This is a genomic window from Dysgonomonas sp. UBA7710 (genome assembly GCF_002482385.1).
Taxonomy (GTDB): domain Bacteria; phylum Bacteroidota; class Bacteroidia; order Bacteroidales; family Dysgonomonadaceae; genus Dysgonomonas.
On the sequence record NZ_DLFW01000001.1, the window covers coordinates 49,774 to 71,087 of the forward strand.

Genomic DNA, 21,314 nt, shown 5'->3' on the forward strand with positions numbered 1-21,314 from the left:
AATGAATATTCCATAAGTCTTTTTTACCTTTGGACTTTAATTTTTCAAATGTCATAAACTAATGGCTCAGAACGACTCTCAAAACAAGAAATTTTCTACCCGCATTATCAGCGAAAAGTTTAACAAACAGGATGTACACGGGGCTATAGCGATGCCTGTATACCGTAATGCAGCCTTCGAGTTTTCCGATTCGGAAAGTATTGCTGCTGCATTTCAGTATAAAGAAGAAGTGGCATCCCATACCTACACCCGGATAACGAACCCCTCGGTCGAGAATCTTGAACGTAAGATGAAAGCGGCCTCCGGCGCTGAAAATGTAATGGTGGTGGCCTCCGGTATGGCAGCCATATCCAACACTTTTCTAACGATAGCCTATGCAGGAAGTAACATTGTTACTTCGCCGCATCTGTTCGGCAATACTTTCTCGTTATTCAAATTTACACTTGCTGCTTTTGGTGTTGAAGTACGTTTTGTGAATACCGATAATATTGAAGAAATAGTGTCAGCTATTGATGAAAATACCTGTGCCTTCTTCTGCGAACTGATAACGAATCCACATTTGGAAATAGCCAATCTCCCCGAAATATCGAAGGTGCTGAAGGTCCGTAATGTGCCAATGATTGTAGATACGACTATTATTCCGTGGTGTGGCTTCGATGCCCGCAAAGCGGGGGTGGATATAGAAGTGGTATCGACTACAAAATATATATCCGGAGGTGCTACTACTATCGGCGGAGCCATCCTTGACTACGGTACATTCAACTGGGCACACAATAAACGGTTGGCTGCCGTAGCTCATAAAGACGGTATGTCACAGTTCTCTTTTAAACTAAAGCGTGAGATAGCCCGTAATATAGGTGCGGCGATGGACCCTGAGGCTGCTTACTTGCAGGCTTTGGGGATGGAGTCACTGCAATTGCGCTACGAAAGGGTATCTGCTTCTGCATACGAGCTGGCTCAGTTCCTTTCCGGCCAAAAGGAAGTAGTAAAAGTGGGCTATCCGAAGCTGGAGAGTTCACCATATAAGAAAATATCGGATGATCTGTTTAGCGGAAATCCGGGAGCAATGCTTACTTTCAGCCTGGAAAGCAAAGAAGCGTGCTATAAATTTATGGACACGCTGCAAATTATCCGCCGTGCAACAAACCTGTTTGACAACAAAACATTGATAATTCATCCCGAATCTACTATTTACGGTACGTTTTCGCCGGAACTGAAAGAAGTGATGGGGATAGAAAATAATCTGATGCGTTTGTCTGTCGGTTTGGAAGACGTTTCAGACTTACAAACTGATATTATACAGGCGTTGAAGGTTTTGAAGTAATGATTGTAATTTTACGTTAATTGTAAAATATTAGTCACTTGTTTCAAAGAAAAGTAGTACTTTTGTCCTCTAAACAAATAAAATAGCTGAATTCGGCGCTAAATAGCTGATAAAAATGAAGATACAGATAATAAACGGGCCAAATTTGAATTTGTTGGGTAAAAGGGAACCGGATGTTTACGGGAATACTTCATTCGAAACATACTTTTCTCAATTACAACAAACCTGTACGGACTGCGAACTGTCATATTTTCAATCGAATCACGAAGGGGCGCTGATCGATAAAATACATGAGGCAGGCTTTTCATTTGACGGAATCATATTGAATGCGGGAGCTTATACGCATACATCCGTTGCCCTTCATGATGCTATCAAGGCTGTGAACACTCCGGTAGTGGAAGTGCATATATCCAATATCCACACACGGGAAGAATTCCGGCACAAATCAATGATTGCGGCAGCATGCAAAGGATCGATAGTCGGCTTGGGGCTATTTTCATACGAACTTGCAATAGACTTTTTTCGAAAGGTAAAAAAGGCCTGAGAAGATTAGAACAAAAAAAGAACTATATACATTTAATTAAATTGCATTTATGACTCAGAAGAAAACGAAAATTGTAGCTACAATTTCAGACATGCGTTGTGATGTTGATTTCATCAAGTCGTTGTACGACGCGGGAATCAACGTTGTTAGAATGAATTCAGCCCACATGACAGAAGAAGGCTTTATTCAAGTAATGACAAATGTACGCGCAGTATCTCCTTACATTGGTATCATGATGGATACTAAAGGTCCGGAAATACGTACAGCTAAAAATGCGTCGGGAGAAAAGATCATTGTAAAAACAGGCGATAAAGTTAAAGTTGTCGGAGATTTGGATTTCCTTTCTACTCAAGAGCAAATCGGTGTTTCTTATCCAAGTATCGTACAGGATGTGCCTGTAGGTAGCACGCTTCTCGTTGATGATGGTGAAACTGCAATGAAAGTGATAGATAAAACAGCTGATTACCTTCTTTGCGAAATCCAGAATGATGGAACTATCGGCAACCGCAAGAGTGTAAACATACCGGGTGTCAGCGTAAACCTTCCTTCTATCACAGCAAAAGATAAAAGAAGTATCGAAATCGCTATCGAAAATAAAGCCGACTTTATCGCTCACTCATTTGTGAGAAACAAACAAGACGTTTTGGATGTACAAAAAATCCTTGACGAGTATAACAGCCCGATCAAGATTATCGCTAAAATCGAAAATCAGGAAGGTGTTGACAATATCGACGAAATCTTCGAAACAGCATACGGTGTGATGGTTGCGCGTGGTGACCTTGGTATCGAAGTACCACAGGAAAAAATTCCGGCAATCCAGCGTTTGCTTATCCGTAAGTCTATCGAATATAAGAAACCGGTTATCGTAGCTACTCAGATGTTGCACACAATGATCGAGAATCCACGTCCTACACGTGCCGAAGTAACAGACATCGCCAATGCGGTATACTACGGAACGGATGCAGTGATGTTGAGCGGTGAAACTGCTTACGGTAAATATCCTTTGGAAGCTGTTCGTACAATGGCTCAGATCTGTGCTACTACAGAGCAATCTAAACTGGACGAGAAAGTTATTCCTGTTCCGTTTAAGGATGAGGAATATGATACTACATCATTCCTGGCAAAACAAGCTGTAAAAGCTGCGACTCAGTTGGGTCTGGCTGCTATTATCACAGATAGCTATACCGGCCGTACAGCCCGTACGATCGCTGCATTCCGCAGTAAATGTCCTGTTTATGCTGTTTGCTGCAGCAACGAAGTTGCCCGTCAACTTTCAGTATGTTACGGAATACAGGCAAGTTATCAGGAATCGACCGGATTTACAACTCACCAGCATAAACAATATTTCCTGAAGGCTCTTAACTCTATGTTAGACAAAGGACTGGTTAAGAAAGAAGATCAGGTTGCTTACCTTAGCGGTTCATTCGGAGAAGGTAAAGGAACTTCTTTCCTTGAAATCAATGGTGTTGGCCGTGTAGTAGATGCAGGCGATGCTTTCGAAGTACCGGTAGATTAAGGTTGAAAGTTGTAAGTGATGAATTTGAATGATACGTTTTAATTTGTCGCTTTTCCAGAATAAAAAAGGATGCTTGGAAAGCATCCTTTTTATGTTTTATTCTACATCCGTTCTGTCGTTAGTCGTATCATTGTCCGGTTGCGATACAAGTATAAAATCGATTGGCCCCGATGTTTCATTTGCAATATAATGCTTCATCATAGGCTCTATCAGAATACCTTGCTGATCTTTTACGGTTACTCTTTTTCCGTCTACGTAAAAGATTGCCGAGCCTTTCAGTACAAAGAAGAATTGCCGTGAGGAAGTATGGAAGTGCAAAGTCTCCCGGGTTCCGGCAGGCATGGTTTCAATTTTCACCGATAAAGAATCCCTGTTCATGAGAATCCAACTACTACATCTGTCGCCCCAGAAATAATGAGGCGCTGAATTTTTATCTATCACTCTGCTCATAATTCTATAGATTTTAAAGGTGTAATGTCTTAAAATTAAGAAATATATTGGAAAGTATCGTTGTTTTCTGAAAATAATTGCGAAATGATTATCTTTAGCCTGTGTTAGATTATCCAATTTATTGTAATAAACAATGTCATTAGACAAAAACGAAGCCATTGAAAATTATATTCTCTCCCATATAGATGATGAAGGGGATTTGTTGAAACAACTTAATCGGGATGCACATGTAAACCTCTTGAAGCCGCGTATGTTGTCGGGGCATTTACAAGGCAGGATGTTGAATATGTTTTGCCGGATGGTGCAGCCTAAATATATACTGGAAATAGGCACATATACAGCTTATGCAACCCTTTGTATGGCTGAGGGCGCAGCCGATGATGCAGAGATTCATACCATAGAGGTAAACGACGAACTGGAAGATTTCATCGTGAAATATCTTCATAAGACAAAGTTGAAAGATAAGATACATCTGCATATAGGTGATGCAATGGAAATTATACCCAAAATAGACCGCATATTCGATATGGTGTTTATAGATGCCAATAAGCGTCATTATATAGAATATTATAATCTCATCTTCGATAAAGTACGTCCGGGTGGGCTTATTATAGCCGATAATACCCTGTGGGACGGGCATGTGTTGGATACTCCGAAGCCCTCAGATAAACAGACTATCGGAATACAGGCTTTTAATGATATGCTTGCTGAAGATGAAAGGGTGGAGAAAGTTATCCTGCCTGTACGGGATGGGTTGACATTGATCTGGAAAAAATAAATCATATATCAAATGATAATTTAAAGCTTATCTATAGGATAAAGCTAGTATCTGCCAGTTCCTTTACCCTTTCAGATTTGTAATCCGAAAGTAATAAATTATCGGATTGCTCTACAGTCAACAGAGCTAAATCTGAAGGGAGAGGACAAAAATATAAAAGTTATTATCTTTTAATATCCTCTAATTTCTTCTTTATTTCCTCATTTTCTTTTTTCAAGTCTATTACATACAAAGTCAGCTCTTCTATCTTCTGTAATAGTTTAGCCTGCATCGCCCCAACACTGATACCATTTTCTATTACTTCTTTTTCGGAAGGAACATCTGGTAAATGTTGTTTTTCTTTGATATACCTTTCTACTTCCGATAGAGTAGGAAGTCTATAATCTGGAGCAAAAACGAAATCTGACCAGCCAGTAGCTTCTATTTTTACTTCTTTGGAGCGGATAGTACCATTAACACTAAGTAAAGCGGTCGGATTTGTCGTCCCTATTCCAACATAGCCACTGTTATTTATAGTAAATCTGGGAGTCCCTGCCGTAAAGAATTTTATACCTCCATACGAACTTAGCCATAGAGTATACCCTCCTGTAGTTCTCCATGAATCATGTCCCCATCTTAACGCATAATGATCCATTGCTTGGTCATCATAAGTGAATCCGTCTCCGGGCCTGGCTGTGAAGAACTTACTTGCGACAAGGTTAATATTCCCTCCTATAGAAAGACTACCTGTTGAACTATTATTTCCTGTCGAATTCCATTGAGCATGAGTAATAATTGTATATAATACAAAAAATGAGAAGACTAAATATTTTTTCATAATATTAAATAAATGGTTTATTGCATAAAGATAATTAATTTAAACATACTCGCACCATAGGCTTTTTACAATCTGAAAACCTCAATGACAAATAGCGAATCCGATAAAATAAATAAGACTTTATCTATGTAATTAGAGCTGATAGCCTTTTGCTATTAGTAAATAGTTCTTTGAAGTAATGAGGAAATTTATAGATTGAAAAAGTGACAGGGAAATATATAAAAAGTGTTAGTTTTGTCGAGTTTTAGCAAGTAATTGATTGAAAGTATTGAGCGCTAAGCTGTAAAAGGTACATTTATGTTAATTAAAAATATACTACTTTTACATACACTACGCTCCTGTGACCGTTGGTTATTACCTTTTTTTCTAAAATACCCATAGCTCATAACCTATAACTTATAACTAAATTCCTACCTTTGTACCCAAAATAATATAACATGGATACTACCAGACAGCAAAAAATAAACCGCCTTATTCAAAAGGAACTAAGTGAAATATTCAGGAAGCAGACGCAGCAGATGCGAGGTGTACTCGTTTCTGTGAGTACAGTGCGTGTCAGCCCCGATCTGGGATTGGCAAAAGTATATCTGAGCATTTTTCCGTCCGAACAGGCGAAAGAGCTGCTCGCTAATATTAAGACGAATGTAAAGGCTTTGCGTTTCGATTTAGGCCAGAAGGTAGGCAAGCAATTGCGTGTAATACCCGAATTGAGCTTTTATCTGGACGATTCGCTCGATTATCTGGAGAATATAGATAAACTGCTGAACTCAGATAATAAGTAAAAGAAAGAATTTAATGCAACATCCCTTAATCGAAACCGACTATTGTTGTTGCAGATAAAAAGTAGTAAATAGGTTTGCGACCTTAAAAAGGAAGAATAGAACTTGAACCTTTCGTTTCACATAGCCCGGCGTTATCTTTTCGCCAAAAAGTCACATAATGCCATCAATATTATATCCATGATATCGGTGTTCGGGATAGCTTTGGCTACAGCGGCTCTGGTTTGTGTCCTTTCTGTATTTAACGGATTCACCGGGGTTGTGTCCCGGACATTCAGCGCATTTGATCCCGAACTGCAAATTACCCCTGCGCAGGGAAAGGTGTTCGATCCGGACAATCCTCAGATCGGGGAAGTGAAAAAGATAACTGAAATAGCATTTACATCCGAATCACTCGAAGAAAACGCCCTGTTGAAGAACGGGGAACGTCAGGAGCCTATCATACTAAAAGGGGTATCGAAGAAATTCGAAGATCTCGCGGATATAGATAAACTTATTATAGACGGCCGTTTCTTATTGCGGGAAGATGCTTCCGGTACGGCTGAAAACGCGGAGTCTGATTCGCTGACCGAGTGGCATATAGATAACGGTGTAGTGGGAGCAGGCCTGGCTATGTTTCTCGGAGTACGTGCCAACTTTGTCAATCCCGTGGAGATTTATGTGCCTAAAAGGGATGTAAGGGTCAATCCGGCTAATCCATCTACGGCGTTTGATCGTTCCAGTGTGTTTGTCAGCGGGGTATTTGCTTTGAATCAGGCAAAGTATGACGATCAGATGATGATTGTATCCATAGACCTTGCGCGCGAACTGTTAAGGTATGAAACTGAAGTGTCTTCTATTGATATAAAGTTGAAAAATGTGGCGGAAGCAGATAAGGTTCAGGCGAAGATAAAGTCCATCTTAGGCGATCATTACCTTGTTAAAAACCGTTTTGAACAACAGGAGGATCTGTTTCGTATGGTAAGCATAGAGAAATGGGTTACTTTCCTTATACTGGCTATAATACTGGTGATTGCAGTTTTTAATATTGTAGGTTCATTGACGATACTTATTATAGAAAAGAATGAAGATATCAGGATTCTGAAAAACTTAGGGGCTGATAATAAGCTTATACTGAAAATTTTTCTGTTCGAAGGATGTCTGATAACCCTCGTAGGTACTATTGCAGGGATAATACTGGGTCTTATAATATGCCTGTTGCAGCAACATTTCGGGTTGTTACAACTTGGCTCTACCCCGGGGACGTTTGTTATGGATGCTTATCCGGTAGTGGTGGAACCATTGGATGTCTTGCTCATATTTGTCACAGTAAGTCTAATCAGCCTTCTTGCGGTGATTTATCCTGTGAATAATCTGCGCAAACGTTTATAATATCAGTTGCCAAAATTCCACGTCGATCAATTTCCCGAATTTTATTCCCGATTCCTTAAAATTTCCGATCAGTTCGAAATTGAATTTCCGGTGTAGTTTCCGGCTTTCGGGATTTGGCAGCGATATGACACCTATCAGGGAATGGAGGTTTATCTTGCGTGCCCTGTCTATCAGTTCCTGATAAAGGATACTGCCGATTCCACCTCCGGTTGCTTTATGGTCGAGATATACGCTGGTTTCCAGAGTTATATCGTATGCCGCCCGTTCGCGCCAGTTGCTGAGATACGCATAGCCGATAACAATGCCGTCTTGTTCGTAGACAAAATAAGGGAAGTTCTTATCTTTTACTTTTTTTATGCGGTCCTTTATTGTCTGTTCGCTTACCATATCATACTCAAAAGTAACAATGGTCTTTTCTATATAATAATTGTAAATCTCCGCAATTTTTTTTGCGTCGTCCTGAGTTACGTCTCTTATCATAAACTATTGAGCAATAAGAGGTGGAATTTCGTTTGTCTGATTTGGCATTACAGGATCTGCGGAAACGATGCTGTCTACAACAAATTTCGAGTAGCCGCGCCAGGGCAGTCTGCCGTAATATTCTTTATAGTGGAGTTTTACATTTTGTCCGCTCATACCCATCAGCTTTATAGCCAGGCCTTTATCGTCTATCGAAAATTGAAATTCGTTAGATTGAAGTCCTTGCATACCCTGACCGAATCCGGATTGTATAAGCTCTCCTTCATATGTTTTGAAAATGATACCCTTGTGCTTTACGTTATTCAGTATACCGGCTTTCACGCCCGAGTCGCTGAACGGGACAAAGTACCTGACATATCCGAAAATGAGAAGGCCGGCGATAATAATGACCGCGATTGTTATAATGACTTTCTTTGCTGTCATGATTTTACGTTTTAATGTTAAACCAATATATAAGATGTTATGTTCAGAAAGCAAAGATATTCATATTTTTAGACTATTTTTGTAGTTCTACTTCATAAAAGAGGATAAGATAATGATAATAAAAGATGCTCAGTTTGTAATAAGTAATACCGATTACCGCAAATGTCCACAGGATGGAAAGCCCGAATATGCTTTTATCGGGCGCTCCAATGTCGGTAAATCTTCACTTATTAATATGCTGACAAACAGAAAAGGTCTTGCTATGACTTCCTCCAAGCCGGGGAAAACACAATTGATAAACCATTTCATAATCAATAATGACTGGTATCTGGTCGATTTGCCCGGATACGGTTATGCCCAGCGGGGGAAAGAAGGACGTGAACAAATCAGGAAAATTATAGACAGTTATATCATAAACAGAGCAGAGCTAACCTGCTTGTTCCTGTTGTTGGACTGCCGTCACGAGCCGCAGCAGATAGATATTGAATTTATGAACTGGCTGGGAGAGAAAGGTGTGCCTTTTGCTATTGTGTTTACCAAGATAGATAAGTTGAGTAAAGGTGCCTTGAAGAAAAATTCAGAAGCATATACAGATAGGCTGAAAGAAACATGGGAAGAAATCCCCCCTGTATTTTATTCATCTGCCGAGCATAGATTGGGAGCAGATGAGATATTGGGCTATATTGAGCAGATAAACAAAAGTTTATAAGAAATAAGATAATTATTTAAAACCTAAATAGAATACCCTATGTTGTTTGTACCGGTGATTGACGTGGCAGATGCCAGTAATTGTGCAAGTATAACAGAATGCATGCAGAAAGTCCCTGAACATGAGATATCCTGCGTAAATTGGCCGGAACTTTACCCGTCTAAGCCAAAAACTGCATTCAAGATAGCTCATAACGGAACACATCTGTTCCTTCAATTCTTTGTTGAAGAAAATGAAATTCTGGCTGAAGCGAGTGAAGATAACGGCCCTGTCTGGAAAGATTCATGCGTCGAGTTTTTTATATCATTCGGGGACTCTCTCCATTATTACAATCTGGAAATGTCCTGTATCGGCAAAGTGCTCTTAGGGTATAGGAAAGACAAGGCCGATTCTGTACATGCTGCTCCGGCATTATTATCTTCGGTAAAACGGTATCCGAGCTTGGGTACGGAGCCCTTCGGAAAGAGGCAGGGAGATTTTAAGTGGAATATGTTGGTCGTTGTTCCGGTTTCGGTCTATTGGCAATCCGGATTGGAAACATTCAGCGGAGTAAAAGCACGTGGGAATTTTTATAAATGCGGAGATAACCTGACTCTCCCGCACTTTCTTTCATGGAGTCCGGTCAGGACAGAAACGCCAAATTTTCACATGCCTTTATATTTCGGGGATATACAATTTGAATGAAAATATATAAATAGAGCTAACCGCCAAATTCAGAGGGAGATATCGTTTTTATTTTTATGTTAAAAAAGCTTTCGTGGAATAGATTTTTTTTTATCTTTGCATGCGTTTGGAGTTGCATTCTTCTTGTACTCCTTTTCAAATATGGATATATTTAAATTTTTATGAAAAATAATTTCTTCGATAGGTTTAAACCTAAAGAAAACAAGTTCTTTCCGCTAATGAGCGAGATGGCCCAGGTGATTCTGGCCGCGTCTGACCTGATTATCGAATGCGTTCAGGTGACTAGCCACAATGATGCTGTAGAATACTACAAGAAAATCAAAGAACAGGAACGCAAAGCAGACGCTATCCAAAACAAAATTTTTGAAGAGTTGAATGAAACGTTTATCACTCCGTTCGACAGGGAAGATATTAACCATCTTTCGGCAACAATGGATGATGTAACTGATTTGATCAACAGTTGTGCAAAACGCATTATGCTTTACAGCCCGAAAGTAATGCCCGAGGCTGCAACCCGTTTAGCCATGTTTGTGCGCGAATCAGCCGGTTTTCTGGTTCAGGCAATCGATGAGCTGGATATCCTGAAGAAGAGTACGACCAAGATTAAAGAATATTGCGAACAATTAGGCGTTATTGAGAAAAAGGCGGATGATGTGTATGAGCATTTCCTCATCGACCTGTTTGAGAATGAAACAGATGCCATCGAAGTTATAAAACTTAAAGATATTCTCCACGAACTCGAACGGGCTACTGACGCCTCCGAAGCCGTCGGGAAGATTATTAAGACAATGATTGTTAAGTACTCATAATCAACGTAGAAATGACATTACTGATAATAATTATTGTTTTAGCCATTATTTTCGATTTTATCAATGGATTCCACGATGCGGCTAACTCAATAGCTACAGTCGTATCCACAAAAGTTCTTACCCCCACCCAAGCCGTTATCTGGGCTGCATTCTTCAACTTTGTTGCTTATTTTATCGCCAAATTTATTATCGGAGGTTTCGGTATAGCCGATACTGTTTCGAAGACCGTGGATATGAGTTTTATATCCAATCCTTCGCATGTTATTATTGCGGGGCTGGTAGCTGCTATCACCTGGAATCTGATTACATGGTGGCTGGGTATACCTTCGTCTTCATCACATACACTTATCGGCGGATTCGCCGGAGCCGGTATTGCCGCTTCGGGTTTTCAGGCTGTGCATGCAGGGGTGATAGGCGTTATAGCATTGTTTATTGTTGTGGCTCCACTAATAGGTATGGTTGGTGGTAATTTTATTACATTGCTGACACTCCATCTGGTGAAAAAGGTTAAACCGAACAAAGCCGACCGGTGGTTTAAAAGACTGCAACTTATATCTTCTGCATTACTTAGTATAGGACACGGTCTTAATGACTCGCAAAAAGTCATGGGTATAATTGCCGCAGCGTTGATTGCATTCTCCCAAACGAATGTTGATGTGCATCCATGGTTACAAATGAGCTCGATGGCAGATATGCACGATTGGGTTCCTTTGGTTTGTTTTACGGCAATAGCAGTCGGTACCATGTGTGGAGGATGGAAGATAATGAAAACAATGGGTAACCGTATCACCAAAATTACACCGATAGAGGGTTTTTGTGCCCAGTCGGCAGGTGCACTGACATTGTTTATCACCGAAGTATTGCATGTGCCGGTGAGTACAACACATGTAATCACCGGTAGTATTATCGGAGTAGGTTCCATAAAACGCCTTTCGGCTGTGCGCTGGGGAGTGACAAAAGACTTGCTTGTGGCCTGGATTCTGACTATTCCGGTGAGTGCGGTTATGGCTATGCTCTTTTATTACGGGCTGGGGCTGTTTATTGCATAGTAAGCAGGCTTTACTTTGCCACAAAAGATATTAAGCCGGGATGCTCCATAAATAAAAAAAGATTATTAAAATATACTTCAGAATTGCTTTATATTCTGAAAAACAATATCTTTGCACCGCTTTTCGGAGCAAAAAATGTTTAACTTTTAATGATACTGATCAGGACAGGCGCCAGATCGAATTTGAATGATTGACAATTTAAAAAATGTACAGCCGGTTGTAGATTTCGACTGGGATGCGTACGAAAAAGGAGACTCTTATACAGGTAAGAGCAAAGAAGAACTTGTAGAAACCTATGACCAGTCGCTGAATAAAGTAAACGACAAAGAAGTAGTCATGGGTAAAGTAACTGCTATGAACAAACGCGAAGTCGTGGTTAATATCGGTTACAAATCAGATGGTGTTGTATCGATGAATGAATTCCGTTACAATCCTGATCTGAAAATTGGTGACGAAGTAGAAGTATACATCGAAAGCCAGGAAGATAAAAAAGGACAACTTATCCTTTCTCACAAAAAAGCGCGTGCTACACGTTCTTGGGATCGTGTTAACGAGGCTCTTGAAAAAGATGAAATCATCAAAGGTTACATCAAATGTCGTACTAAGGGCGGTATGATCGTTGACGTATTCGGTATTGAAGCATTCTTGCCGGGTTCTCAGATCGACGTGAAACCTATCCGCGACTACGATGTATTCGTTGGTAAGACAATGGAATTCAAAGTTGTTAAGATCAACCACGAATTCAAAAATGTTGTTGTTTCACACAAAGCCCTTATCGAAGCTGAACTTGAACAACAGAAGAAAGATATTATTTCGAAACTTGAAAAAGGTCAGGTACTTGAAGGTACAGTTAAGAACATCACATCATATGGTGTATTTATCGACCTTGGCGGCGTAGACGGACTTATCCACATTACAGACCTTTCCTGGGGACGTGTTCAACATCCGGAAGAAGTGGTTAAACTGGATGAGAAAATAAACGTTGTTATCCTTGACTTCGACGATGATAAAAAACGTATCGCTCTCGGCTTGAAACAGCTTACTCCTCATCCTTGGGATGCTCTTAGCGCTGAACTTAAAGTTGGTGATAAGGTGAAAGGTAAAGTTGTGGTTATGGCTGATTACGGTGCATTTATCGAAATCGCTCCGGGCGTAGAAGGTTTGATCCACGTTTCAGAAATGAGCTGGGCGCAACACCTGCGTAGTGCACAGGACTTTATGAAAGTTGGCGATGAAGTAGAAGCAGTAGTGCTTACTCTTGACCGTGACGAGCGTAAAATGTCTCTTGGTATCAAACAATTGAAACCGGATCCATGGGAAAATATCGAAGAAAAATATCCTGTGGGAAGCAAGCATACAGCTAAAGTTCGCAACTTCACTAATTTCGGTGTATTTGCTGAAATAGAAGAAGGTGTGGACGGACTTATCCATATTTCAGACCTTTCCTGGACTAAGAAGATCAAACACCCTAGCGAAGTAACTGCTATCGGTGCTGATATCGAAGTACAGGTACTTGAAATCGATAAAGAAAACCGTCGTTTAAGCCTTGGTCACAAACAACTTGAAGAAAATCCTTGGGATGTATTCGAAACTATATTTACTGTAGGTTCTGTACATGAAGGAACAGTTGTTGAAATGGTTGACAAAGGTGCTGTAATCTCTCTTCCTTATGGTGTAGAAGGTTTTGCAACGCCAAAACACTTAGTGAAAGAAGATGGTTCTCAAGCGAAAGTAGATGAGAAATTAGACTTCAAAGTAATCGAATTCAACAAGGACTCTAAACGTATTATCGTTTCTCATAGCCGTGTATTCGAAGACGAAAAACCGGAAGCTAAGGAAGCTGCAGCTGAAAAGAAGGCCAGAAAAACAGCGAAGAAAGAAAAAGACGAAACAGTGAGTCAATCCTCTAATATGGAAAAAACCACATTAGGAGATATTGAAGAACTGGCAGCTCTTAAAGAAAAACTTTCAGGTGGAAGCGATGCTAAATAAGGATTAAAGATCTTTTATAATAGAATAGGGGACGGCTTGTAAAAGTCGTCCCCTATCTTTTTGTTTATATAGTATTACTTATTAATTTTATGTATATTTATAAACAGTATTCACTAAAGAATAATATTATGGATGAGCTGGTAACTGTAAAAACATCTGATTTTGAGGCTGATCTGGCTATCGCAAAATCATATTTGATAGATAATGGCATAGATTGTGTCGTTAATGGGGAATATATCACAATTTCTTTACCGGAGGGGGGAGGAGCAAGGTTGCAGGTGATGTCAGGAGATTATAATCGTGCAATAGAATTGCTCATTAAAGGAGGATTTGCAAAGCGTGAGGATTATGACTTCCGGGAATGAATTATTTTATAATAAAGTAAGGCGGCCATTTATATTAAATGGCCGCCTTTTTTGCTGATAATATAGTTAATTGGTAGTAGCCTTTACCCTCTCTTCCTGGCTCATTGCGGCCAGATTTTTTACCTTCGCAATATCTAGTTCCAGACCTTCAGCAACACGTGTCCCGTATTCCGGATGCGCTTTATAGAATATGGCGCATTGACGGTATTGTATACGTTGTTGCGCATTTTTGATATGCCCTACTATATTGCTTATGAGATTGCTTCTGTCATAATCCGACATGGCGCGTGAGTATAATGCCCCGGCTTGTACAAAATCGATATCTCCCAATGGATATTCGTGACGTGCCGCCATTCCCTGCACGTCAATTGCAGGAGGAGTGAATTTTGCATCCGGTGCGGGCCCGTTGAATGAATTAGGATAATAATTAGGAGCGCTGCTCTGGCTGCCTGTATTCATATTTCCGTCACGTTGATAATTGTGCATAGGGCATTTAGGAGCGTTTACAGGGAGCTGGTCGAAGTTTGTGCCCAGCCGGTGCCTCTGTGTATCCGGATAACTGAAAAGTCGAACCTGAAGCATCTTGTCGGGAGAAGAAGCTATGCCCGGCACGAAATTACTCGGAGAGAAGGCTGCTTGTTCTATTTCATTAAAGTAATTTTGGGGATTTCTGTTCAATACGAATTTACCTACAGGGATAAGCGGGTAGTCGCTGTGGAACCATACCTTCGTAATATCGAAAGGGTCGAATTTATAGTTATCAGCTTCTTCCGGTTTCATGATCTGCACATAGGCAGTCCAGGAAGGAAAATCACCTTTCTCAATACTGTTAAACAGATCGCGTGTAGCGTAATCAGGGTCAGTTCCGGCCAGCTCGGTAGCTTGCTGGTCTGTCAGGTTTTTTATCCCCTGATCTGTTTTGAAATGCCATTTTACCCAAACATGCTCTCCTTTCTCATTGTACCACATATATGTGTGGCTCGAAAAACCATGCATGTGACGATAGCCGTCAGGCGTCCCTCTGTCGGAGAAAAGAATTGTAACCTGATGGATACTTTCCGGAGTGAGTGACAAGAAGTCCCAGAATGCATCCGCATCTTTCAGGTTGGAAAGCGGATTTCTTTTTTGCGTATGGATAAAATCGGGAAACTTTATACCGTCTCTGATAAAGAATGTAGGAGTATTATTACCTACCATATCATAATTCCCCTGATTGGTATAAAACTTTAAAGCGAAACCGCGAGGGTCACGGGCAGTGTCGGCAGAGCCTTTTTCGCCTCCTACAGTGGAAAAACGCGCGAGCATCTCTGTCCTTTTACCTACTTGTGAGAGGAAATCGGCACAAGTGTACTTTGTCACGTCGTGTGTTACTTCAAAATAGCCGAATGCACCGGAACCTTTGGCATGTACAACTCTTTCGGGAATACGTTCCCTATCGAAATGAGCCAGTTTTTCTACGGTATGTACATCAGACAGCAAAGTCATCGTGTGTTTTTGGGTAGTGATGGAGGCCTGGTCATTGTCTACGGGATTCCCCTGATTTGTAGTTAAAATCTTTTTGTTTTCTTCCATAATGTGGTGTGTTTAAAGTGGTATATAAGTTAAAATTGCAGTTTGAGTCAGATATGTATAGATAGTCTTAATTATTAAAACAATTAGATCGGTTTTTTGTTTTAGTAATGCTGCAATATTTTCAGATCATCGTTTAACAAAGGCAGATGATGGCTTGGATAAGTTACAGGTTATATGTATCTTTAAGAACAACTAATTGTATAATGCTATGGGCGAAATGATAACAATAAAGACTTCAAATATTCCGGGGGAATTGGCTGTCGCGAAATCATATTTAGAAGATAATGATATCTATTGTTTTCTGAAGGATGAGTTGATAAATCAGGTTCATCCCTATGCCGTAGGCGGGATAAAACTACAGGTAAGGGAAGAGGATGCGAAACAAGCGATCAACCTTTTACTCGAAGGCGGCTTTGCCCGGAAAGAAGACTTCGAGATACCCCAATCTACCTTGTTTTTAGTAAAATGGTATGAGAAAATAGCTTCGTGGTTTGGGCGGAAATAAAAAGTATTTTCGCTTCCGGTAGAGGATAACGGACAAAATATTAGTTCCTTACCATTCCTTTGTATTCCGGGTCGTAATTTTGTATCCACCACTTATACATGAACACTGCGGTGATACAATATATTCCGGCCTGTATCCACAACGCGATATATTCGAACCAGACGTCGGTAAGTGTCGCCCCCATTGTATTTATCTTTATAAAACCGTGAATACCCGGTGTAGATGGAGCTATATAGGCAATTGCCTTTATCGGCTCGGGGATTGCAGTCCATGGCCATGATATGCCCGAGATGAATATAAAGAGTACGCTGGTAAAAACAAATAACATCATGCCGAATTCCCGTTGAGAACAGAAGTATGACAATGTCATTGCAAAGAATGTAGCAGCCAGCAAGAATGGCATCAGAAAAGCTGCAATGGTAAGGGGATCACCTATCTGGGGGAATTTGAAAATGTAAGGTATGACTCTCAGTACCCATACAGATATAAGCATATAAAGTGATGCATAACAGAAAGCTTTTCCGATAGTAAGTTTTACGGGATGAACGCTTTTGCCTTGCGCTGTATGAGAGGCAATAGTGAAACGTTTCTTGTCGTTGTGTGTACCAACTATTGTAGCTATGCCTAATATAAGTGTCTGTTGTATAATCAATATTAAGATCGCCGGAACAAGGAAACTGGCAAAGCCGTTTTGCGGATTATACATCGTTACCCACTGGTTTTCTACTGTCTGACGTGTTGCGGCATCTTCTTCCTGACTGCCTCCGCCTGTTTCGGCAACCCGTATATCGGCTCCCATATCGAGGGATACCTCTGTTGCACTTAAAAGCATAGCCTTATAAAACAGCAGGCTGCTCATATCGGAGAATACACTGATCTGTGTTTGTTGCTGCGTGTTTATATTTTTGCTGAAATCTCTCGGGATATACATGATGCCGTATGCCTCTTTCCTTCTCATGGCTTCCCGGGCTTCTTCCATATCAGTTGCATATCCGATAATCTTCACGTCAGCTGTGGCGTCAACTTTTCGTTTGAATTCGCGGGATAGGGCCGAGTTGGAATCGTCTACGACTACAACTTTGACTTCATGTGCAGTCTCGTTATTATATATAAAACTATATAAAACAGGATAGGCGAGAGGCACAATGAAGAACAGGAGTATGACGGCTCCATCTTTGAAGACAACCTTTAGTTCATTGATCCAAACATAATATATATCGAGCAGTAATTTCTTCATGCTGTTTCTGATATTTTAAACCTTATTCTTCATATACATTATCCGTCAGCATTTTTCTGATCGCGCCGAAGAAGAAGACCGCAAGCAATACGAATACGAGTAAGGCTGCATACTGATACATAGAATATCCTACAGGGATGCCATTGAGTGCCTGGTCTACATATATAAGAAAGAAATGACGCAGAGGGAAAAAGTTGCTCAATGCGCTTAAACTACCATCCATTGCCAACGTGGAAAATGAAAATCCGGTGATGGAGAACGATACCATTCCTATAAGGCTTGCAATGCTTAAAGACAAGCGATAGTTGCGGAATATTCCCAATAAGATAACGCCCATTCCCTGCGCTGCCAGAATCAGACAAAAGTAATTCAGGAACATTGGCCAGAAACCGCTATGCAATGGAAAATTATTGATGTAATAAAATATTGATATGAAAAAGAAGGCAATACCCGTATAGATAATGGTATATGGTAATAATTTTCCAATGATTACCTTTAATATCGAATTGTCTCCCATTGCCATCAGATAAGATCCCCTACCGGCTTTTATTTCCGAACCGAAACAGGATACTGTAAACATCAGTATAATAAGTTGCAGTATTCCGGGCATCAGTATATTATTCAGATATACTGAATAATTGAGCCATGGGTTACCTAAGGGATGTGCATCTATTGTTATCGGTTGTAGTATAGGCATTATCTGGTTTTCCGTAAAGCCCTTTGCTTCGGCTGTTTGCAGCCCTACGGCTGCTGAGGCAAGTGTAGATATCGTCTTTAAGTCCTGGAACAGAAGAGAACCGGATATGAGGAATGCATTATTGGTATAATAAACGAGTTTGGGGCGATTCCCCGATATGGCGTCTTCTGTGAAATCTTTCGGGATGGTTAATATCGCATATATTTCCATTCGTTCCATTTGTTGTCTGGCTTCCCTGAAAGAAAGACTTTTGTACTTGATGTCTGTTTTCTCGAAAGCGTCGAGCTGGCGGATCAGTGTACGTGTAGTGGTTGTATTGTCAAGGTCTACAACCGCAATAGGAATGCGAGACGGCAGTCCGCTGCTCATCATCCACAACAGTATAATCATGGATAGTAACGGCGCGACAAATATTCCCCAGATACATATCTTGGAAGAAGAAATGCGCAGCCATTCTCTTTTGAATATCGCGAATATGCCGGTTTCTTTGGTCATTTTATTCTTTTGATAATTACAAGTTACTACGTCTTGTGAGCAGTTACGAATTATGAGTTATAAGTTGTTAACTGTTTACTGCTAGCTGTTATTACTCTTTTATAATCAGGGACATTCCCGGAAGCACATCTATCGATTTATCATTGAACCGGGCTTTCACTTCAAACGTTTTACGGTCGTATTGCCCCGTAGTTTTTGTCGCTTTCCATGCGGCATATGAACCAAGGTCTTTAACATAGTAGACAGTCATCTCTACATCCTGGTCCAGTGCTGGTACATATGCCTTGAATGTCTTACCCAGATCTTTATAATCTTTCAGGCGGTCTTCGCGAATATTGAATGAACCCCATTTGTCATCCAGTTTGGCTACATTCATTATTGGGGCTCCTGTACCTACAAGTTCACCTTCGTTCGGGAATTTTTCAGTTACTTTTCCGTCAGTCGGTGAAATCAGGTAGCTTTCCGATATGTATGAAGCTACTTCTGCAACTGCGCCTTTTGCCCTCTCCAATAAAGCCAGAGCAGCTTCCTTGTCCTCTCTTTCAGCCCCGTTCACAGCCATATCATACTGTGATTTTGCTGCTTTTTCCGTAGCGATAGCGGCATTAAGCTGAGCTTCTACTTCGTCCCGTTTTTGGGCTGTTACCACGCCTTTATCATACAGATTTTGTACACGGGTAAATGATTTCTGGGCTATATCCACACCCACTTTAGCTTTTTGCCACATTTCGTAAGCACCTTGTATTTGCTCTACACGCGCTCCCTTTATGGCCTTCTGGTTTTGTGCGGCAGCTCCTTGTTCAGCAGCACTTGCCTGGGCCAGTTTGGCATCTATATCCGGGATGCTAAGTATAGCCAGTGTATCTCCCTTTTTTACAAAGCTGCCTTCGTCGACCAGATATCTGGATATACGCCCCGGAACTTTGCTGGATATACGGACTTCCGTTACATCGGCTTCTCCTTGTATGATATTATCTTCCTGATTCAGGAAAAAGAAGCCATAAAGGCCCACTACAATGATTATTGTTGCGAAAACCAGTATAGGTATAAGTTTCGACCCTGATTTTTTATTTTCTGTATCCATATTTTAATTAGTTACGAGTTACAAGTAAACAAGTTACGAGTTGCTTGTGCCATTTTTAATTTTTATCTTGCCATTTCTCTTTTATGCTCTCCTTGTAACCTCCCCTTGGGGAGGTTGGTGGGATTATAATTTTCGCCCTAACGCTTTATTCAGATATATTTTGCAGAGGATTATATCTATTTGTGCATCTATCTTATCGGAATGCGCGGCGAGCCATGCTGTATGTGCGGCCATTACATCCGACGCAGCTATAACTCCTTCCTCAAAGCCTGCATTAGCATATCGCAGGTTTTCATCGGCTTTTTCAGTATTCTTTTGTGTAGATGCCAGTTTTTTGTTTGCCTCGTTCAGTTTATATACTGACTGGTTTATCTGTAAAGTGATTTTCTCTTTAGCTTCAGCCAGTTCAAATCGTTTAATACGTGTTTCAGCTTTTGCTGCATTTAATTTTGCTGAACTGGAAACGAAATTTAGAGGCACTTTTAGCACCACTCCGACATTCCACATTCCACCGAATTTTTTCTCAAAACCATCAAATAAATTCGGATTTGTCCAGAGGTAATTGGCTGTAAAAGCCAGATTAGGCATAAAGTCGGCCTGTGCTATCTTCTCCTGTTTGCCATATATTTTTGTGGCCAGTTCCAAGCTTCTTATTTCAGTCCTGTTGGTTAATGCTTCATCTATATTAGGCATCGTCTCATTTTCTCCATTGATAATCAGATTGTCGAGATTTTCATCTTGCAGCGTGATTTCATCGCTGATTTCCAATCCGCATATTTGAGTCAACAGCATCTTGGCAAGGCTAAGTCCGTTTTCCGCTTTAGTAAGCGTCATTTCCGCCTCGTTCAGTTTTACATTCACGGATAAGCGGTCGGCCTTGGTAACAACACCCTCCTGCTCCATAGCTGAAATATCAGAGTCCATTTTTTTCATCAGCTCTACATAGGCCCCGGCTAATTTTCTTTTATTTGCAACCGATACTACCTGCCAGTATGCATTATCCACCTCTACGATTACATCTGTCATCTGGGTTTCTTTCATTGTTTTAGCTAGTTCTTCGGCGTAAGAGCGCAGGTCGTTATAAGCGATTATTTTTCCACCCATAAATATAGGCTGGGTAAGGTTGAAACCGCCTGCCCAAATGTTTTTTATGTCTACTTCGCCCATCTTCCAGATGCCGTCTCTTATATTATCAGGAATGGGTATGGAAGATATTTCTCCAATAGGTACGGGTAAGGGGATTGCACTGGGTATAGCGGATGATGAGATAAGATGCAGGTTTTTCTGGTTATGCATGTAACCTCCCAGAAATTGTATTTCAGGAAAGAATTTGGTTAATGCGTCTTTCTTATTGTAATATGCAATCTTTTCCTGCTCCGATGCTATTTTCAGAGCCTTATTGTTTTCTATAGCCAACTGCCGGCATTGCTCCAGGCTAAGGAGTTGCTGTGCGGCACTGTTTATATTGAAAACGGATATTAAAAGGAGAATTATTCCACAACTTTTTTTAATCATACTGGAGTTAATCTAATAAACCTGTAATTGATTGTTTATGCAACTATCTGCAAAAGTATATACATTTTCTAAAATACGATAGCGACAATTAGTTTTTTACTAATAATTTAACATTTAGT

At 40.5% G+C, this 21,314-nt stretch carries 22 protein-coding genes; 13 read left to right on the forward strand and 9 right to left on the reverse strand.

The annotated features are described in order from the left end of the window. Nucleotides 1-61: 61 nt before the first annotated feature. From B3317_RS00230 to pyk, 3 genes are all read left to right on the forward strand, one after another. Entirely contained in the window at nt 62-1,324 is a 1,263-nt protein-coding gene (locus tag B3317_RS00230; protein ID WP_291107146.1) for a PLP-dependent transferase, read from the forward strand. Between the two features lie 115 nt (nt 1,325-1,439). Then, a complete protein-coding gene (gene aroQ / locus B3317_RS00235; RefSeq protein WP_291107149.1) occupies nt 1,440-1,868 on the forward strand; it encodes a type II 3-dehydroquinate dehydratase in 429 nt (142 codons plus the stop codon). A gap of 49 nt (nt 1,869-1,917) precedes the next feature. Continuing rightward, complete coding sequence (gene pyk, locus B3317_RS00240) at nt 1,918-3,384, forward strand: pyruvate kinase (RefSeq protein ID WP_291107152.1); 1,467 nt, start codon at nt 1,918-1,920, stop codon at nt 3,382-3,384. 96 nt (nt 3,385-3,480) lie between these two features. On the opposite strand, the gene B3317_RS00245 is transcribed toward pyk, so the two are convergent. Further along, a complete protein-coding gene (locus tag B3317_RS00245) occupies nt 3,481-3,834 on the reverse strand; it encodes a cupin domain-containing protein (RefSeq protein WP_291107155.1) in 354 nt (117 codons plus the stop codon). A gap of 133 nt (nt 3,835-3,967) precedes the next feature. On the opposite strand from B3317_RS00245, the gene B3317_RS00250 reads away from it, so the two are divergent. After that, nucleotides 3,968-4,612 carry an O-methyltransferase gene (locus B3317_RS00250; protein ID WP_291107158.1) on the forward strand — a complete coding sequence of 215 codons (645 nt, stop codon included), beginning with the start codon at nt 3,968-3,970 and terminating at the stop codon, nt 4,610-4,612. A 163-nt stretch (nt 4,613-4,775) separates the two neighbouring features. Here B3317_RS00250 and B3317_RS00255 read toward each other — a convergent pair whose 3' ends face one another. Then, complete coding sequence (locus B3317_RS00255; RefSeq protein ID WP_291107161.1) at nt 4,776-5,429, reverse strand: hypothetical protein; 654 nt, start codon at nt 5,427-5,429, stop codon at nt 4,776-4,778. A gap of 437 nt (nt 5,430-5,866) precedes the next feature. On the opposite strand from B3317_RS00255, the gene rbfA reads away from it, so the two are divergent. Both rbfA and B3317_RS00265 read left to right on the forward strand, forming a co-directional pair. Next, the gene (gene rbfA, locus B3317_RS00260; RefSeq protein WP_291107164.1) at nt 5,867-6,211 is read left to right on the forward strand and encodes a 30S ribosome-binding factor RbfA; all 345 of its coding nucleotides are present in this window, start codon (nt 5,867-5,869) and stop codon (nt 6,209-6,211) included. A gap of 102 nt (nt 6,212-6,313) precedes the next feature. Continuing rightward, nucleotides 6,314-7,579 carry an FtsX-like permease family protein gene (locus tag B3317_RS00265; protein ID WP_291107167.1) on the forward strand — a complete coding sequence of 422 codons (1,266 nt, stop codon included), beginning with the start codon at nt 6,314-6,316 and terminating at the stop codon, nt 7,577-7,579. Here the strand turns inward: B3317_RS00265 and B3317_RS00270 are convergent. Both B3317_RS00270 and B3317_RS00275 read right to left on the reverse strand, forming a co-directional pair. After that, nucleotides 7,574-8,059, reverse strand: a complete 486-nt coding sequence (locus B3317_RS00270) for a GNAT family N-acetyltransferase (protein ID WP_291107169.1) — start codon at nt 8,057-8,059, stop codon at nt 7,574-7,576. The two genes, B3317_RS00265 and B3317_RS00270, sit on opposite strands and share 6 nt — an antisense overlap. Nucleotides 8,060-8,062: 3 nt before the next feature. Next, complete coding sequence (locus tag B3317_RS00275; RefSeq protein ID WP_291107172.1) at nt 8,063-8,482, reverse strand: hypothetical protein; 420 nt, start codon at nt 8,480-8,482, stop codon at nt 8,063-8,065. A gap of 112 nt (nt 8,483-8,594) precedes the next feature. Here B3317_RS00275 and yihA point away from each other — a divergent pair, with 112 nt between their 5' ends. From yihA to B3317_RS00305, 6 genes are all read left to right on the forward strand, one after another. After that, on the forward strand, nt 8,595-9,191 hold the full coding sequence (gene yihA, locus B3317_RS00280) for a ribosome biogenesis GTP-binding protein YihA/YsxC (protein ID WP_291107175.1): 597 nt from the start codon (nt 8,595-8,597) through the stop codon (nt 9,189-9,191). Between the two features lie 39 nt (nt 9,192-9,230). Then, nucleotides 9,231-9,875 carry a carbohydrate-binding family 9-like protein gene (locus B3317_RS00285; RefSeq protein ID WP_291107178.1) on the forward strand — a complete coding sequence of 215 codons (645 nt, stop codon included), beginning with the start codon at nt 9,231-9,233 and terminating at the stop codon, nt 9,873-9,875. A gap of 161 nt (nt 9,876-10,036) precedes the next feature. Then, nucleotides 10,037-10,684: a DUF47 domain-containing protein gene (locus tag B3317_RS00290; protein ID WP_291107181.1), complete on the forward strand. Its 648-nt coding sequence runs from the start codon at nt 10,037-10,039 to the stop codon at nt 10,682-10,684. Nucleotides 10,685-10,695: 11 nt separating this feature from the next. Then, nucleotides 10,696-11,733 carry an inorganic phosphate transporter gene (locus B3317_RS00295; RefSeq protein ID WP_291107183.1) on the forward strand — a complete coding sequence of 346 codons (1,038 nt, stop codon included), beginning with the start codon at nt 10,696-10,698 and terminating at the stop codon, nt 11,731-11,733. Between the two features lie 189 nt (nt 11,734-11,922). After that, nucleotides 11,923-13,725 carry a 30S ribosomal protein S1 gene (gene rpsA / locus B3317_RS00300; RefSeq protein ID WP_291107217.1) on the forward strand — a complete coding sequence of 601 codons (1,803 nt, stop codon included), beginning with the start codon at nt 11,923-11,925 and terminating at the stop codon, nt 13,723-13,725. 128 nt (nt 13,726-13,853) lie between these two features. Next, complete coding sequence (locus B3317_RS00305; protein ID WP_006800149.1) at nt 13,854-14,090, forward strand: hypothetical protein; 237 nt, start codon at nt 13,854-13,856, stop codon at nt 14,088-14,090. A gap of 66 nt (nt 14,091-14,156) precedes the next feature. Here the strand turns inward: B3317_RS00305 and B3317_RS00310 are convergent, their stop codons facing one another. Next, nucleotides 14,157-15,662 (reverse strand): catalase, encoded by a 1,506-nt coding sequence (locus B3317_RS00310; protein WP_291107189.1) that lies wholly within the window; start codon nt 15,660-15,662, stop codon nt 14,157-14,159. A gap of 208 nt (nt 15,663-15,870) precedes the next feature. On the opposite strand from B3317_RS00310, the gene B3317_RS00315 reads away from it, so the two are divergent. Then, complete coding sequence (locus B3317_RS00315) at nt 15,871-16,167, forward strand: putative signal transducing protein (RefSeq protein WP_291107191.1); 297 nt, start codon at nt 15,871-15,873, stop codon at nt 16,165-16,167. 40 nt (nt 16,168-16,207) lie between these two features. Here the strand turns inward: B3317_RS00315 and B3317_RS00320 are convergent, their stop codons facing one another. From B3317_RS00320 to B3317_RS00335, 4 genes are all read right to left on the reverse strand, one after another. Further along, nucleotides 16,208-17,404 carry an ABC transporter permease gene (locus tag B3317_RS00320; RefSeq protein ID WP_291107194.1) on the reverse strand — a complete coding sequence of 399 codons (1,197 nt, stop codon included), beginning with the start codon at nt 17,402-17,404 and terminating at the stop codon, nt 16,208-16,210. A gap of 22 nt (nt 17,405-17,426) precedes the next feature. Continuing rightward, a complete protein-coding gene (locus B3317_RS00325; RefSeq protein ID WP_291107197.1) occupies nt 17,427-18,596 on the reverse strand; it encodes an ABC transporter permease in 1,170 nt (389 codons plus the stop codon). A 91-nt stretch (nt 18,597-18,687) separates the two neighbouring features. Continuing rightward, complete coding sequence (locus tag B3317_RS00330) at nt 18,688-19,680, reverse strand: HlyD family secretion protein (protein ID WP_291107200.1); 993 nt, start codon at nt 19,678-19,680, stop codon at nt 18,688-18,690. Nucleotides 19,681-19,803: 123 nt separating this feature from the next. After that, nucleotides 19,804-21,195, reverse strand: a complete 1,392-nt coding sequence (locus B3317_RS00335; protein WP_291107202.1) for a TolC family protein — start codon at nt 21,193-21,195, stop codon at nt 19,804-19,806. Nucleotides 21,196-21,314: the final 119 nt, after the last annotated feature.